This is a genomic window from Pseudomonas onubensis (assembly GCF_965653655.1).
GTDB lineage: Bacteria > Pseudomonadota > Gammaproteobacteria > Pseudomonadales > Pseudomonadaceae > Aquipseudomonas.
The window spans coordinates 40873-57383 of the sequence record NZ_CBFHAZ010000012.1 but is presented as its reverse complement, the minus strand read 5'-3'; the positions used below and the strand labels follow the sequence as shown (position 1 = coordinate 57383).

General features: G+C 55.2%; 14 protein-coding genes. 4 read left to right on the top strand and 10 right to left on the bottom strand.

All coding sequences use genetic code 11. The features are described 5' to 3' along the window. Positions 1-87: 87 nt before the first annotated feature. Positions 88-1503, top strand: a complete 1416-nt coding sequence (locus ACTD9P_RS06760; protein WP_438867116.1) for a purine-cytosine permease family protein — start codon at positions 88-90, stop codon at positions 1501-1503. A 136-nt stretch (positions 1504-1639) separates the two neighbouring features. Here the strand turns inward: ACTD9P_RS06760 and ACTD9P_RS06755 are convergent, their stop codons facing one another. The 3 genes from ACTD9P_RS06755 to ACTD9P_RS06745 all read right to left on the bottom strand — a co-directional run bounded on the left by ACTD9P_RS06755 (position 1640) and on the right by ACTD9P_RS06745 (position 4895). Beyond that, on the bottom strand, positions 1640-1981 hold the full coding sequence (locus tag ACTD9P_RS06755; RefSeq protein WP_438867115.1) for a hypothetical protein: 342 nt from the start codon (positions 1979-1981) through the stop codon (positions 1640-1642). Between the two features lie 333 nt (positions 1982-2314). Then, on the bottom strand, positions 2315-3820 hold the full coding sequence (locus ACTD9P_RS06750; protein WP_438867114.1) for a sensor domain-containing diguanylate cyclase: 1506 nt from the start codon (positions 3818-3820) through the stop codon (positions 2315-2317). 181 nt (positions 3821-4001) lie between these two features. Then, positions 4002-4895, bottom strand: coding sequence for a LysR family transcriptional regulator (locus ACTD9P_RS06745; protein ID WP_438867113.1), 894 nt, complete (start codon positions 4893-4895; stop codon positions 4002-4004). A 94-nt stretch (positions 4896-4989) separates the two neighbouring features. Between ACTD9P_RS06745 and ACTD9P_RS06740 the strand changes: the two genes are divergently transcribed. Then, the gene (locus tag ACTD9P_RS06740; protein WP_438867112.1) at positions 4990-6159 is read left to right on the top strand and encodes an MFS transporter; all 1170 of its coding nucleotides are present in this window, start codon (positions 4990-4992) and stop codon (positions 6157-6159) included. 151 nt (positions 6160-6310) lie between these two features. Here ACTD9P_RS06740 and ACTD9P_RS06735 read toward each other — a convergent pair whose 3' ends face one another. Then, the gene (locus ACTD9P_RS06735) at positions 6311-7114 is read right to left on the bottom strand and encodes a YnfC family lipoprotein (RefSeq protein WP_438867111.1); all 804 of its coding nucleotides are present in this window, start codon (positions 7112-7114) and stop codon (positions 6311-6313) included. Positions 7115-7539: 425 nt separating this feature from the next. Beyond that, complete coding sequence (locus ACTD9P_RS06730) at positions 7540-8550, bottom strand: zinc-dependent alcohol dehydrogenase family protein (RefSeq protein ID WP_438867110.1); 1011 nt, start codon at positions 8548-8550, stop codon at positions 7540-7542. Between the two features lie 174 nt (positions 8551-8724). On the opposite strand from ACTD9P_RS06730, the gene ACTD9P_RS06725 reads away from it, so the two are divergent. Next, positions 8725-9639: a LysR family transcriptional regulator gene (locus tag ACTD9P_RS06725; RefSeq protein WP_438867109.1), complete on the top strand. Its 915-nt coding sequence runs from the start codon at positions 8725-8727 to the stop codon at positions 9637-9639. Between the two features lie 437 nt (positions 9640-10076). On the opposite strand, the gene ACTD9P_RS06720 is transcribed toward ACTD9P_RS06725, so the two are convergent. The 5 genes from ACTD9P_RS06720 to ACTD9P_RS06700 all read right to left on the bottom strand — a co-directional run bounded on the left by ACTD9P_RS06720 (position 10077) and on the right by ACTD9P_RS06700 (position 15332). Then, the gene (locus ACTD9P_RS06720; protein ID WP_438867108.1) at positions 10077-11051 is read right to left on the bottom strand and encodes a hypothetical protein; all 975 of its coding nucleotides are present in this window, start codon (positions 11049-11051) and stop codon (positions 10077-10079) included. Positions 11052-11429: 378 nt separating this feature from the next. Continuing rightward, a complete protein-coding gene (locus ACTD9P_RS06715; RefSeq protein WP_438867107.1) occupies positions 11430-11912 on the bottom strand; it encodes a GNAT family N-acetyltransferase in 483 nt (160 codons plus the stop codon). A gap of 327 nt (positions 11913-12239) precedes the next feature. Then, positions 12240-14234, bottom strand: coding sequence for a hypothetical protein (locus tag ACTD9P_RS06710; RefSeq protein ID WP_438867106.1), 1995 nt, complete (start codon positions 14232-14234; stop codon positions 12240-12242). 381 nt (positions 14235-14615) lie between these two features. Then, the gene (locus ACTD9P_RS06705) at positions 14616-14990 is read right to left on the bottom strand and encodes a tautomerase family protein (protein WP_058421966.1); all 375 of its coding nucleotides are present in this window, start codon (positions 14988-14990) and stop codon (positions 14616-14618) included. A gap of 6 nt (positions 14991-14996) precedes the next feature. Then, on the bottom strand, positions 14997-15332 hold the full coding sequence (locus tag ACTD9P_RS06700; RefSeq protein ID WP_438867105.1) for a carboxymuconolactone decarboxylase family protein: 336 nt from the start codon (positions 15330-15332) through the stop codon (positions 14997-14999). Positions 15333-15442: 110 nt separating this feature from the next. Between ACTD9P_RS06700 and ACTD9P_RS06695 the strand changes: the two genes are divergently transcribed. Continuing rightward, positions 15443-16330, top strand: a complete 888-nt coding sequence (locus tag ACTD9P_RS06695; protein WP_438867104.1) for a LysR substrate-binding domain-containing protein — start codon at positions 15443-15445, stop codon at positions 16328-16330. Positions 16331-16511 lie beyond the last annotated feature (181 nt).

The following is a 16511-nucleotide window of genomic DNA, read 5'->3' as shown; positions in this document are numbered from 1 at the left end:
TGCAGATGATCACTCCAACAACAAAGCGCCGCCTTGGCTGCGCACAGCGAAGTACGTCAACGTACTCACCTTGCCTTGGAGCTCGTCATGGTCACCACTGCAACATCCTCCGCCCCGCTTATCGAAAAACACACGATCGGATACGTGCCCCCCGAAGACCGCCATGGAAAGGTAAGAGACCTGTTCACCCTGTGGTTCGGCGGCAACATCGCGCCGTTGCCGATCGTCACCGGCGCGCTGGGTGTGCAATTGTTCCACTTGAACCTGGTATGGGGCATCGTCGCCATCCTGGTTGGCCATTTGGTCGGCGGCGTGCTGATGGCGCTGCACTCGGCCCAAGGCCCGCAAATGGGCATCCCGCAAATGATCCAGAGCCGCGCGCAGTTCGGCTCCCTCGGCGCCTTGCTGGTGGTGGTGATCGCCGGCGTCATGTACATCGGCTTTTTCGCCTCCAACATCGTGCTGGCGGGTAAATCCCTGCACGGCGTGGTCGACAGCGTGCCGGTGCCCGTGGGCATCGTGATCGGCGCGATTGGTTCCGGCATCATCGGCATCATCGGTTACCGCTTTATCCACGTGCTCAACCGCATCGGCACCTGGGTGCTCGGCGCCGGTATCGTGCTGGGCTTCGGCTACATCTTCACCCACGTGCAGACCACTGATTTTCTGACCCGTGGCAGCTTCAATATCTCTGGCTGGCTGGCAACAGTTTCACTCGCCGCCCTCTGGCAGATCGCCTTTGCGCCTTACGTGTCGGACTACTCGCGCTACCTGCCGGCTGACGTACCCGTGGCGTCGACCTTCTGGACCACCTACCTGGGCTCCGCCCTCGGCTCCAGCCTGGCCTTTATCTTCGGCGCCGTCGCCGTGCTTGCCACCCCGGTGGGCATGGACACCATGGACGCAGTAAAACTCGCCACCGGCGCCATCGGCCCGCTGATGCTGGTGCTGTTCCTGCTCAGCGTGATCAGCCACAACGCCCTCAACCTCTACGGCGCCGTGCTGTCGATCATCACCCTGATCCAGACCTTCGCCTACCGCTGGATCCCCACCGCCAAAAGCCGTGCGGTGATCTCCACGCTGGTGCTGGCCGCCTGCGCCATCGCCGCCGTGTTCGCCTCCAAAGACTTTATCGGCCACTTCGTCGACATGGTGCTGGTGCTGCTGGTGGTGCTGGTGCCGTGGACGGCGATCAACCTGATCGACTTCTACGCGATTCACAAAGGCAAGTACGACATTGCCTCGATCTTCCGCGTGGATGGCGGCATCTACGGCAAGTACAACCCACAGGCGCTGCTGGCCTATGCGGTCGGGATTGCAGTGCAGATTCCGTTCATGAACACGCCGCTGTATGTGGGGCCGATTTCCGAGCACATCAACGGGGCGGATTTGTCCTGGGTGGTGGGGCTGCTGGTGACGTCGCCGTTGTATTACTGGCTGGCGAGTCGGGACAGTGCGTATAAGCGCCGGATGGATGGGGGGAAGCTGGTGAGTGGAGTTTGAAACCTCCCCTCGATTGCTCCTCTGCTTAAGCCAAAGGCCACATTCTGACGGTGTGCCAATACCGTCGCTAGTACGGCGGTATTGGCACCCCAAAAGGGCGAATCAGCCCTCCCCTCGGATGAGGGCAATGTTACGCTTACGCCCAGCTGCGTTGGCGTGAAAAACCTGCGTTAAAGCCAGGGTCCAGCTCGTCTGCGCCATGCCCGGTTTTTTTGTGCTCGCCGGTTAAGCCGATCTCATCGCCAACGCCGCCCTTGCCGAAACCTGCCTTGAAGCCAGGGTCCCGCTCGGCGCCATGCCCGGTTTTTTTGTATTCGCCGGTAAAGCCGATCTCGTTGCCTACGCCGCCCCTTCCGAAACCTGCGCTAAAGCCAGGGTCCAGCTCGCCTGCGCCCTTCTTTAGCTTGTCATTGTCGGCTCTGCTTGCATCAAACTGAGGCAAGTTTATGAATGAGCTGAAACCATTGATTGAAGACATCAACACACCTCTTTGGTAGCTAGAGAAAACCCGTCACTGAATAGGATCCAGACAGGTCGTTTTCCAGATTACAGCGCGCGGATAAAGCCATTCAATCAGGAACTTTTGGGTAGATGTAACCGCTTGAAACCCGGGCGAGCTGAGCTCACGACGTGCATCGCATGACTGTAGGTGTAATCCTGAACAGCGTGTGGGAAAGCGATTGTGACGGCCATAATCACAGGAAAACCCGAGGTATTTTTCCGTTAACAGACAGGTGATCGTTGATCGCCTTTTAACGCCTACATAACTGGTAACGTAAAGTCGCGCAGGGGGTGGGGTGTGCCCCCTCCATCACCCGCGTCCCATCGCACACTGGTTCCGCCCCGCCGCCTTGGCGCGATACAACGCCTGATCCGCCACCTCAACCAACCCTTGCAAGTCTTGCAACTGAACCCCGGTGGCCGTCGCAATGCCGATGCTCGCCGTCAGCCGCCCGAACGGGCTGGTGCTGTGCAGGATGTTTTCTTGCTTCAAAAGGTCGAGAATCAGCAGGGCCACCACAGCGGCGCCGTCACTGTCGGTGCCCGGCATGATGATGCCCATTTCCTCACCGCCATAGCGCGCCACCAGGTCTGACGGCCGCCTTACGCACGCCTCGAAAATCCTGCTAACCGTCTGCAGGCAGGCGTCCCCCGCCACATGCCCGTAGGCGTCGTTAAAGCGCTTGAAGTAGTCGATATCGATCATCAGTAAAGCCAACGTCGTGCCCTCACGGTCGGCGCGCAGCGCCTCCCTGGCGAGGCTCTCATCAAAGCAGCGGCGGTTGGCCAAACCCGTGAGGGCATCCTTCATCGCCAGCAACTCAAGCTGCCCGTTGGAGGTGAGCAACTGCTGCTGGGTTTCACGCAACTGATCTTCCGCCTCGGTGCGCCGACGGATATCCAGGATCAAAAACCCGCCGATAAGACCGGTAAGCCCCAGCAGCCCCGCCACCACCACCGCCGACAGCAGCGCCTCGGTGCGCCATGCGGCCAGGGCTTCGCGTTTGCCGAGTGCCACCGTGGTGATCAGCGGCAGCCGGTCACTCTGGCGGAACGCGTACAGCCGCTCCACGCCGTCCAGGCTAGAGGTAAACGACGCGGTGCCGACCGACTGATCAACCAGGTATTTGGCATAGATGGGCGACGCGGAAAAGTTGCGCCCCATGTCCTGCTCGCGAAACGGATAACGCGCCAGCAACGTACCGTCGGTATGCGACAAGCCGATTGCGCCGTCCTGCCCGACATCGATCTTGCCAAACAAGCGCAGGAAGTTTTCGATGCCTAAGGTCACCGCCACAACACCGGCAAAAGTACCCTGCGAATCATTGAAACGCCGGCTGATGGTCATTACCCATTCCTGATTCGACCGGCTGACAATCGGCGGGCCGATAAAGATCTCGCGGGAAGGATCGTCACGGTGATGAATGAAATAGGCGCGATCAGAGCTGTTGGCGCCCGCAGGAATCGGCCGGTTGGAGGACATCAACCAGTGCCCCTGTTGATCGTAGATCGTGACACCACTGAGCTGTGGCATCAGCGGCTGCTGGCGGTTGATCAATGTACTCAGCCGCTGAATGTGCGCAGGCCCGCTGCCTTCGGTTTCCAGACGCTCGACAAGCCCGAGCAACAGCAACGCACTTTGGCGCACGATGCCTTCGGAATAAGTCGACAGCGCCTGGGTAAGGTTCAGGCCATGGACGTCCACCTCCTGCAGGGCGCGATCTCGAGAGGCAAACACCTTCCAGACCGTCAATGACCCCAGGGAGCAACCGATAACGACCAGCAAAAGCACAACCAGGTGGGTATCACGCTTCACATTGCTACCTTTGGCAAGCACGGTTTTCCATAACAGCGGACAGTGGACCTGGGCACCGGCGGCAGCCATTCGCCCTGTTTCGCGGGCAAGGATACAAGCAGTTATAAGCCGCCGCAGCAATAGATTATGCGCACGAAAAAGGTTCACATTGGCGCGCCTCACGGTGCCCGCAAACCGACGCTTACAGCTGATGATGCTCGAGCAAAAAGTCCACAAACAAGCGCACCCGCGCCGGCATCGCCGCGCCGCCGACGAACACCGCGTGAATCGGCTCAACGTCGCCGGGGTTCCAGGCTTGCAGCAGCGGTATCAGCTCGCCGCGCCGCAGATCTTCGCTGACGGTGAACTCGCCGATACGCGCAATACCGGCCCCCACACGTGCAAGCTGCGCCAGCGCTTCACCACTGCTGCATTCGATGTTGCCGCCAACCTTGAGGGAAAACGCCTGGCCATCGCGCCTGAACGGCCAATTGGGTTCGGCACGCCGAAAGTTGAAGCGCAGGCAATTGTGCCGCAGCAGGTCTTCGGGTTGCTGCGGGGTGCCGTGGCGCTGCAGGTACTCGGGCGAGGCCACCACCACCTGGCCGGTGTCGCCGAGCCTGCGCGCGGTCAGCGGGCTGTCGGGCAGATGGCCAAAGCGTATCGCCACGTCGGCCTGGCCGCCGAGAATGTCGACCACCTCGTCGCCTAGGGTAAGGTCGACCACGATGTTCGGGTAGCGCGCACTGAAGGCGGCCACCAAGGGCACGATCGTCATGCGCCCATGGCCCAGGGCGGCGCTGACCCGCAACCGGCCCTTCGGCACGCCCTGGTCGGCAATCGCCTCTTCCACCTCGTCCATATCGGCCAGGATACGTCGCGCGCCGCGCAGGAACGCCTCGCCCTCGGCGGTAAAGGTGATCGCGCGGGTGGTGCGCAACAGCAGCCGAGTGCCAAGGCGTTGTTCGGCGCGCGCGATGATCCGGCTGACCGCCGACGGCGTAAGCCCCAACACACGCGCGGCCGCCGACAGGCTGCCCTCCTGCGCCACGCTGGCGAATACCAACATCTCACCTGACCTGCCGTTGAAGTCCATTTGTGCCTCTTACGCAAAGGTGATTGCCAAAAACGCCATCTACCGCCTTCAAAGGCTGGATCGTAGCATTGACGGCATAGATAAGGAGCCTTCCATGCGTATCAATCCACCCCTTGTTGCACTCGCCATGGGTGCCTTTGGCATCGGCGTCACCGAATTCGCCCCCATGGGCATGTTGCCGGGCATCGCCGCCGACCTCGGCGTCTCGATTCCTGCCGCCGGCCTGTTGGTCAGTGCTTACGCCATGGGCGTGCTGCTCGGCGCGCCACTGATGACCCTTACCACCGGCAAGATCCTCAGGCGCTACCTGCTGATCGGGCTGATGGCGATTTTCACCCTGGGCAACCTGATGTCCGCCCTCGCGACCGACTATTACAGCCTGATGATCGCCAGAGTCGTCACCTCGCTGAACCACGGCGCATTCTTTGGCGTGGGCTCCGTGGTCGCCGCCAGCGTGGTAGCCCCGGAGAAACGCGCTGGCGCGGTGGCCGCCATGTTTATGGGCCTCACCCTCGCGACCATCGGCGGCGTGCCGCTGGCCGCCTGGTTCGGCGAACTGTTCGGCTGGCGCACCGCGTTCTGGGGCATCACCGGCCTCGGCGTTGTCGCCATGGCCGCGCTGTGGTTCGCCCTGCCCAATCTCAAGGCGTCGCCACACGTCAGCGTCATGGCCGAAATCCGCGTACTGGGCCGCGGCCCGGTGCTCGGCGCACTGGCCCTCACCGTCATCGGCTCGGGCGCCATGTTCACCGTCTTCACCTACATCGCGCCGATTCTCAGCAGCGAAACCCACGCCTCCACCGCCTACATCACCGCCATGCTCGTGCTGTTCGGCGTGGGCCTGACACTCGGCAACCTGTGGGGCGGCAAGGCTGCGGATCGCTCGATAGACCGCACCTTGATCGTGTCACTGAGCGTGCTGATTGTGGTGTTGCTGGCGTTCACCGTGCTGATGCGCTGGCCGTTGCCGGCGGCGGTGGCCATTTTGATATGGGGCGTGGCCAGTTTTGCCCTGGTGCCGCCATTGCAGATGCGCGTGATGGAGGCGGCCAAGGACGCGCCTAACCTGGCGTCGGCGGTGAATATCGGGGCGTTTAATTTTGGCAATGCGATTGGGGCGGCGTTGGGCGGTGTGGTGATTAATGCCGGGTGGGGTTATCCGGCGATTTCGCTGGCGGGGGCTGGGATGGCGGGGTTGGGGTTGTTAATGGTGGTGGGGTTTGCTTGGCGGTCGAGGGTTAAGGGACTGTTAGCCATCAATTAGGCGCGACAGCCAGCGCTCCAGAGTGTGCCAAAACGGACGCCGAGGAGCATCCTGTCCAGCTAGAGCAGCATCGGGGTCAGACCCTTGGGAGTCCTCAGGGTTTGACCCCGATTTCTGACCCCGATTTCCCAGCGAGATAAAAGCTGAAAGATTAATAATAGTTGTTTTCGTACATGTATTTTATAATTTTATTTTCAGAACTTATATTACGAGTAACGTCACAATACGATGGATTTCTATTTGCGTCAAAGTCAAAGCATGACGCATCTTCATTTGCTGAACTGCCACCCATGTGAACAGAGGTTACAATCCCCGTTGTGGTATTTTTATTTTTTAGATACTCTAATTTCTGCACATATTCATAGGGTGCATATTGAGTGACCTCAATGAGCTCATTTTTAGAGTTAAATTTAAAGCTTTTTACAATCTCTCCATTTTTCCTCACCTCGGATATCAAATTACTTTCATAGATATACTCTTCATTGGTTTTTATATTTTTCACTATCTTGCAATCAGCATCAAGATCATAATATTCATCTTCAGCCTTCCCGTGAAACGAGGTCATTTTGTTTTTTATTTTTTTTAAGTTTACAGAAGCCTCTCCAGCATATGTATTTTGCAATTTCATGGACTCAATGCATCCATTGGCACCAAAAGAAACAAAGTATTCTTTCGTGACTTTTCCATCCTCAACATATTTAATAAATTGAAGGCTATCTTTAACATTCCCATGCATAGGTTCAAATCCAATCAAGGCTGCATAGGATGCTATTGCATCGGAATATTCTTTTTCAGTCGGTGCACCCTGGCTACCAGCAGCTGCAGCAGTTGCAAAAACACTCAATAGAATTAAAAGAAAACTCCCGATATGGTTAAAGGTCTTGAAAGGCAGCCTTGGATTGCTATTGGGATCGTTCACTTTCATCAGGTTGGGTTCAGTTCTACTATCGATCATTTGCAAAGTCCTTTTTTATTCCGGCTAGAGCACTCGATTATTATTTGTAACGACCTGCACCATGTTCCGAAATAGACAGATTCATGGATGCGCCTCGATTTACGGAAATATTTTCTTCTGGCATATCGATTTCCTTTTTCAAACTGAGAACAAAAACAAGAGCCAGAACAAGCTTATTTGAATGAAAGTCTTCTGACTAGTCAATGATCGCCCTCCTGTATCTACGACGCGTTAGAGGACACAAGCCAACACACAGAAAAACTGTTTATAAACACAGCCTTCGCAACGAGAAAACACGCGCCAACGCAAAACACGCCGACAGGCGGCGATGAATTCTATTGGCCATCATTGGAAGTAGTCAGCCAATTTGGGAATGCTTCTGCTGCGATAGGCGAAAAAGGCGCCATATCGGCGCCTTAACGTCATTAAGCGATTTTGATCACAACCTTTCCAAATGCTCCCCTCGCGAGATGCTCATAAGCTTCCCGCGCTTTCTCGAACGGGTATACCTGATCGATTACGGGATGGATCTTGTGTTCGTCGAGGAAAGCGTTCATCCGGTCGAATGATGAGCGTGGCGCCACGGCGATGCCGCGTATAGTCGTCTGACGGAAAATGAGCGGCATCAGATTGAGTTCAACGGTTTGCCCTGTCAGAAAGCCGATCTGCGCAATACGCCCCGATGCCTTGGTCGCTGCAACCGATTGATTGATGCCGTTGCCGCCGGCTACATCGAGCAGCAGATCCACGCCCTTGCCTTCGGTCAGTTTCAGCACTTCGTCCGCCCAGTTCGGGGTCGTTTTGTAGTTGATACCCGCCACGGCCCCCAGCGCCTTCACGGCGTGTAAATTCTGGTCGCTGCTCGACGTCGCAATGACCTTCGCGCCGAGCGCAGTCGCGATCTGCACGGCAAATATGGACACACCTCCAGTACCCTGAACCAACACAGTCTGGCCCGGCTGGATGTGTCCAAAGTCCACCAGCGAATACCAGGCCGTGAGCGCAGCAATCGGAAGCGTTGCCGCCTCTTCGTCGCTCATGTTGTCAGGTGCGCCGACGGCGCTGTCTTCATGGATGATCATGTATTCGGCTAAACCGCCGGGCAACGGCGAGCCGACGCAGTAATCGGGTTCGTTCGGCCCTGGCTCGCCATCCAGCCAGCGCGAATAAAGGTGCGAGTTGACGCGATCACCGACCTTAAAACGTGTGACGTCATCACCGACCGCTACCACGGTGCCGGAGGCATCGCTCACCGGTATCAGTGGTTTGGGTACGCTATGGGGCTCATAGATGCCGTCGACGATAGCCTTGTCGCGAAAGTTGAGCGAGACGGCACCGACCTTGACCAGTAACTCGCCAGCCTTGGGGTGCGGGGTCGCTACCTCTCCCAATTGCAGGTTGTCGAGTCCGAAATCTTTCAATAACCAAGCTTTCATTGCGAATCTCCCAATACACGTCAATGGCCACACACCAGGATCGGCTCGGCCTTGCGTGCATTTTTTGCCTTTGAGCGTAAGCAATAAATGCGTAGAAAAAGACATGATTGTTCTATCCTTGGGCAACAATCCTGCTCAACTTGGTTATTCAGCCGGGCTTCATAGGAAAGCGTCATGGAATTACTTCAATCGATGCGACTGTTCGCCAGGCTTGCCGAACTTGGCAGCTTTACCAAAGCCGCCGAATCGCTGGACATCGGGCGACCTCAGGTCACTCGGTATATCCAGGAGTTGGAGGCTTCATTAGGTGTGCGTCTGTTCCAGCGCACCACCAGAAAGGTGGCACTCACCGCCGAGGGTGAGCGGTTTTATGAGCGGGTACAGGAAATTCTGGCGGGTATTTCTGCTGCGACGTCGATGTTCGACCGATCCGGTGCAACGCTTGCAGGCCGACTTCGTGTCGATATCCCGACCGCTTTCGCGCAATTGGAATTCATCAAAAGCCTTAAAGAATTCACTGGCGCCTACCCTGGTATCAACATGATTCTTGGCGTGACGGACCGGGCTGTCGACTTGGTCGGTGAAGGCATTGACTGTGCGTTGCGTATCGGCGATCTACCGGATTCAACGTTGATCGCTCGCCCTATCGCGATGGCGACCATGGTTACCTGTGCTGCACCTGAGTATCTGCGCGAGCACGGTGAACCAAAGACACTCGAGGATCTGGCCTCTCATCGAAGCGTCAGCTTCTTGTCCGGTCAGAGCAACAGGCCATTACCGTGGCATTTCTCAGTAAAGGGTCAGGATCGAGCCTTTGTCAGTAACGCCGGCATCACCGTCACCGAGTCGAATGCGTACGTTCAGTGCGGCGTGTCGGGTTTCGGAATAATCCAGGCGCCGGGGATCACCGTGGCAGAGCATTTGGACAATCGCGGTTTAGTCGAAATTCTAAAGTCCTATCGGCCAGCCCCTCGCCCCGTGTCGTTGCTGTACCCCAGCCGGACGCATCTGGCGCCACAGGTTCAAGTGTTTATTGAGTGGCTGCAAGAGCGTTTTCCGCAGCTTCATCCTGACTGGCTGGAACCGTAGCGATCATTGGACTGGTTGCGCATAAAACGGGAGCAGACCCTCAGGGATTCCTCAGGGTCTGACCCCGATTTTCCTGTTCAGTGTTCTATAAGGAACCAACTGATAGCCATTCCTATGATGGAAACAACCGCTACGAGTGGCGGCATGACCATCCAGAACTTGAGACGTCGTGGGATTTTTTCAACGTCCCCAACCTGTACCAAATGCCGCCACTGAAACACTTTAGGGATAAGAATGATGATAGCCATGGCGACTACACGCACGTGCCGCCCCTCAAAATGAGCATTACGGAAAATATGCCTGTACCCGACTACATAGTCGCTGTGTTGCACGTAGTGCTCTGCGGCATCGAGTTTTTTGAACATCACGTAAAAAGTGAGCGGAATGCTGAGTACCATGAGGATGAGGGAGCACGTGCCCAGATATAGCCAAGCCATTTAATTACTCACAGTCTTGTAGATAAACTTGCCTGCACTTTCCGCCAGCCCGCTTCCGAGCGCCCCTGTAGCCAACCCACCTGCTGCACCGCCTACGATTGCACATGCCAAGGCTCCAGCACCCGCTGTAGGTATGCCAAAAACAACTACACAGGCGCTGATACCAATACCAGCCCCAATGCTCCCGCCAACTGCTGCGCCCGTAACGCCGGCTACCAATTTACCCCCTTCAACATACTTTGCCTGCGTACACTCTTGCTCACGCCCTGTGGAACACGCCTCCGTTATCTCCAGCGCCGTCGCCCCAACATCCAGCGCTATGCCAATGTAAGTCCCCTTCTTCAATATTTGCGAGGCCTTGGCTAAACGCTTGACCCTTTCCTCATACCCACGAATGTCTCCATGGTGCCAATAGCTTTTACTGGAAATGCCCAACATCTTTTTAATCGAACCTTCGTTTCTCAACCCCGTACCAAAGCGCGCCATGCCCGAGATTTGGCTGTCCAACCTGGAAAACAGCGCCCTTCGCTTAACCAAAAACTCCTCCCTCGCCCCAGTGGTGCCTTTGCTCAAGTACTGCTTATGCAAACTCTCGATTTCCATAAGGGTCTTCTCGACTTGCGCCAAATGCTTGCTCCATGCACTGCTGGCACTGCCGATGCCAAGGGACGAATAGCTCAAGATAGCCTGCACCTGATCATAATTTTTGATCAGGAACTGGTCGGTTGAGGAGTGCGCCAACAGGGCGAGCTTTATATTTTGTGCCGAGCGCATCAGCTGTGCCTCTTCAGCGGTGCAAGCGGCGGTTCGGCTATCGCCGATGATCACCAATTGCCCCGGCAACACCACCGTGTTGCGGATGTGCTGGTTGAGGGTGTCGAACTTGGTGTATGTATACGGATCAAGCGCCAGGCTTAGTTTAAGCAATGGATAAGGTTGGGGATATTCATTGATAAATGCGTAGGGTCCCTGCATGCGTGCACCTCCAAGTGACTGAGGCGCACGACTATAAGAAGGCGCCACAGCGGAGGTAAGACGTGTAGAGGGGTGGTTTTAACGTTTCAGAAACGGACTACTTCACTCTAAGTACATGCCTACGCACTGGACGCTCCAGGGGCTTCACCGGCATAGTCATTGAGGAACTAATGGCAGAGAGTGGTCGGATGAAATCAGGAAAAGGGACGGTGTACTCCTCAGGATCAGACCACATTCAATTATTGGTGACCTGACCCTTAGAATTACGGCGATTTCGTTGGCGGGGGCTGGGATGGCGGGGTTGGGGTTGTTGATGGTGGTGGGGTTTGCTTGGCGGTCGAGGGCGAGAGGAGTGTTAACCGTCAATCAGGCGTCCAGCTAGCCAGCTGGGCCAATCGCCGGAACACTCCGACGAACATAATAATTGTCGAATTCACTGCTTTCGATGAATCGGAAACCATGGCGGATGTAAAAGCGGTTCGAAGCACTGCCTTTGAGAGCCCCCACTTTAATGGGGAGCGCCGCGGCATCCGCCTCTTTGAAAATTTGAGTGAGCACCGCAGCCCCTACACCTGATCCTTGCGCGCGCGGCCTCACATACAAATGGTCGAGCAAGAGTTCATTGTGATGATGCTTGACCACTAAAAAACCAACCCGCTCGCCAGATGCCTCGATGTAGCGAGTGGTGCGAGCTTCAAAACCGCTAACAAACCGCTCGCGCGCGCGCACTGGATCAAATCGCCCAACACGCTCCAGGCTTTCGCGCATGGCCTCAATCCGAATGGCTACCAGATCATCCAAGTCACTTTCTTGAGCCTGGACCAAGATGATAGTGGAGTTTTGATTGGGTGTGACGGGCATAGTCTGCGCTCGAACTACCATCCTGGGGGGCCAGTATAGAGAGCCTGAGATGAGGTTCCCAGTTTTAGGAAGGCGGGGCAGTTTAGTTTTCTATAAAGAACCCGCTGATAGCCATACCTATGCTTGATACAACCGCGACGAGTGGCGGCATGACCATCCAGAACTTGAGAACACGTGGGATTTTTTCAACGTCCTCAACCTTTACCCAATGCCACCACTGAAATACTCCGGAATAAGAATGATGATAGCCATGTCCAGTACTGAAATAGGTTTGCACCTATTTAAGGACTAGATACCCCGGTATTTTGTTGCAGAGTCAAACCAGCGCTAGACTAGCTTTACTGCCGAGCTGCCGTGCATCCATTCCGACCCTGACAACTTGATCTTTTGCCCACGATTATCAAGGAATCCATCAGTTACAACTACACTATGTTGGAAATTTCCAAGAATGCCCAGCGCACCATTGGCCAATTCCTCAGCACTGCTTCCGCGAATGCGGCCACCCAAACCAAGGCGCATAAACGCTTCGTCGGGCATAGCACCACTATTGAGGTGGTCCATGGCTGACTCAAAGCTCTTGTCCGTTTGCCCGAGCATTTGCTCTCGCTTAGCGCTCGCGGCATACAAAAAAATGGCGTCATTTAACATGCCTTGATCATCGCCGTAGAAATCAGCACTTGAACGCGCTTTTTTCAACTCATCGTGAGTCAAGCGCAGCGTGAATGAATCACGCATGGTCACGGTGTAACCTTCAGATGTCTCGGTAATGCGTTTAAAAATGCCCTGCGGATGTTGGCCGAACTTCAGCATGGCCGCCTTGATCGATGAGACAGTCACACAATTGTTTTCACTGCCTTGAGACAACCCACTCCAGATATCGCGAGGTTTTTTGCCCACGGGCATACTCGAAAGGTTCGAGATTTTTTTGTTAGGCTCAATGGGAGATGTATCCGGCGTGGGCATGACAATCATATAGCCACCCTCTCCGACGTAAGGCTTTTGTTTGCCATGCTTGTACATAACGGAGTCAATTACAAGTTCGTAACCGTCAGACTTGCCGCCGAGCGCGATAGCGCCCTTCTTTCCTACCTTATCAGGATAGGCAGATATCATATATGCGGACATACCCAGTCGATCAAATATAACGTCGGACGCATCGCCAACCTGGGTATCGTTTAAAGCGCTATTAAAATCCTTAAAGGTATAACCGCGTATGCCGGCATGTTGTTTGCGTTTTACGTATGCTGCCAACATGAAGTTAGCGTCTTTGACCGCTCCGTCATCTGTTCCGGAAAATGTTGAGACCTTAGCCGTGCGTTTCAATTCGTCTTTCGACACATGCAACTGATAGCCGTCTCTCATCGTCACGTCATACCCGTCCCCGGCTGGTGTGACCTTTTCAAATACGTCAGTCGGGCTTTGGCCGAAATTTAGCATTAACACTTTTATGACGTTAGCTATTCGATTAAATCCAATTCGGGTTTCATACGGCCGTTCTTCGGCGTCAAATCCCCTCACGATATCAGAAGGTTTTTCGCCATTTCTTTTGTTCGACAACTCTGAAGTCTGATCGAGCACGGGGACTGCTACTGGGCTAGTTGTGCTAACAGGCACGCTGGATATTTTTGTGGGCTTGCTAACGGCCGACGCCTTATTCTCGTCTAACACGTAAATGTAAGGACGATCAATCGGTCGTCTGCGACCATAATCGTGTCCTGCGTCATCCTTTACCAGGCAGGCGCCAAAATTATCGGTTGTCATCACCCCTATGCCGCCGTTTTGCTGAAGCGCCTCGGAGGGAATCTGGCGGATTAACCCAGCCATGCCCAGACCTTTTAGTACATTAAACGACGTCTCCCCTTGTAAGGAATTTGATAGCACACGTTCAAACCCTTGGTGGTTACCGTTTTTAGAGCTGGACATTTGTTTGTGCTTGACAAAAACACACAACGCAAAATTAGCGTTGCGTATAACTGAGTCATCATTGCCAATAAAGCGTGAGGCTGCAGCTGTTTGTTTCAATTCATTATCGGAGATCTGTATCTGAGTGCCGTCTCTCAATGTGACGTCATGAAACTCTCCTGTACGGGTGACGGTCTTGAACATGTCAGTGGGGTTCTGGCCGAACTTTATCATTATCATTTTTATAACGGCCGCATGGGAACTGCTGTCGTAAATCTCACCAAACCGTCTTTGAGGTGCGTTGAATGCGTTGATAGGGTCAAATAGTTTTTCTTTTACATTCGTTACAACAAGCGCTGGAGATTTTTTGTAGTACGAAGATTTTTCAGGGGTGTATCGGTTGGTTGTCGAAACGTTCATGAACAGGGCTCTTCTTTCTAATAGAAAATATGAGTAATGGTATTGACAGAGATGAAGAGTATTGTTGCGAGTAAAATTATCCACCCCTGTCTTGCAACGTTTTTTGTGGCGCGTCAGGGATGAAAGTTCCCGCACACAGGAAGTAATATGGCGAAATAAAAGTAGAGCCGAATGGCTATTACTTAACAGCTAGCTAGGTGATATGGCTACAAAAAATGAAGCATGGCCGTCTATGGTCTACGGTGATAGTTGCGAACACACACCACTCGAACAAGGACAGACTGCGTGAGTCGTAGATGTCAAACCGTCAGGCATCAACTGCAGCGCATAGAAAACAGAGCAAGGGGCACCCTCAGGGTATGACCCCGTTTTACTTAAAACCTAGTTGCCCCGCCCTCCTCCAAACGACCATTCATCACCGGCCGTGGTGGTGATCACCACCATCACGTCCTCCGCGTTCAGCCCCGTCGCCCGCCCCAGTTTCTCGACCAGATCACGGTAAAAATGCTGTTTCGTCGTAACACTTCGAGCACGGCCGGCAGTAATCGCGATCAGCACAAAGTCATGGCTACGCGGCCCACCCAGGTAGTGGGGATCGAATATCAACTCGCCGACCTCATGCTGGTGAATGACCTGGAAGCGATCTGTCTTCGGTACTTCGAAGCTCTCGACCAGGGCGTCGTGCAACCCCTGAGACAACGCCTGTAAATACTCGGCCGACTTGCCTCGGTGCAGTGAAATTCGTGCAAACGGCATCAGCGCTTACTCCGGGCGTTTTGAAAGGCAAAACTGTAGTTCGCTCAGCACATTCAGCGCCGAAGCGGCCGTCGGCCAACCTGAATAAAACGCCAGATGGGTGATGACTTCGGCCAGTTCGTCGGCACTCACGCCGTTATCCAGCGCACGTTGCAAATGAAACGGCAGTTGCTCAAGACGGTACATCGCCACCAGCGCAGCCACCGTCACCAAACTGCGTTCACGAGGCTTGAGTTGCGTACGCGTCCACATGTCGCCAAACAATACCTTGTCGGTCAACTCGGCAAACTTCTGCGGATAGTTGCCTTGGAGTTCGCGCCCAGTGGCCATGGCCGTATTCATGATGGTTTTCCCTCTGACGTCCCGATTTGAAGGATGAAAATTATCAAGTCGCAACCCTTCCGAATATCAGATTTAATGGCATCGACCATCCAGAATTAGTGGACTATTGAATGCGCCGCCCAACCTTCGATCTTGATGTATTGCGCACCTTCGTCACGGGTGTGGAGTTCAACAGTTTTGCCAAAGCCGCGGATCGTCTCGGTCGGTCGACGTCTGCCGTGAGTGCTCAGTTAAAGAAACTTGAGGAGCAGATAGGCACGCCGGTACTGGCTAAATCCGGTCGCGGGCTGGTCTTGACCCCCACAGGCGAATCACTGCTGAGCCATGCCCGCCGGTTACTGGAGTTGAACGACAGCATTTTCCACAGCGTGCATCAAAGCCAGACCGCCGGGACCCTGCGCCTGGGGCTTCAAGAGGACTTTGGCGAACATTTCCTGAGCGATATCCTGCGACGCTTCGTACAGACTTACCCGAGGGTGAGCCTCGAAGTCAGGATCGCCCGTAATGCCGAACTGCTGACCCTGGTCGAAAGTGAAGCCCTGGACCTGGCCCTGACCTGGGACACCGGGCCTATGTCGCCCTACGCCACGCGCCTGGGCGAAACACCGATGCACTGGATCGGGCCGCGCGATACGCCATTGCTGACCGCCGCTGATGACTCACCGCTGCCCTTGATAATGTTCGACGCACCTTGCGTACTCCGCAGCGCCGCCACCCAGGCGCTGGACGCCGCGCAAATACCCTGGCGCATCGCCCTCACCAGCCCCAGCGTCGCGGGTATCTGGGCGGCCGTCGCTGCGGGGTTGGGCGTGACGCTGCGTACCCGTATTGGGTTGCCGAGCCATCTCAGTGTTGTTTCTGGTTTACCCGTCTTACCAAGCCTTGGTTATGTGCTACACAGCGGTGGCGGCGAGCCTACTGCGGCGGCGCAACAATTGGCTGTTTTGATCAAAGAGGGCCTGCAGGAACAGGTGTTTCGTTTTACGGTTACGCAATAATCTAAAGTGCGTAGGGGTTTAGTTCCAGTGATGTGGATGGGAAGCGTAATTGAGCAGAATCGGCCTAGAGCGGGAAGTGCGCGAATCATGGCAAGCAGCCCATCGACTGCCCAAGGTCACGCGCTCGCTGGCGGACCTTGAACAAGCCGACGGAATCGGGCGCGAACACTTCGACCGACAA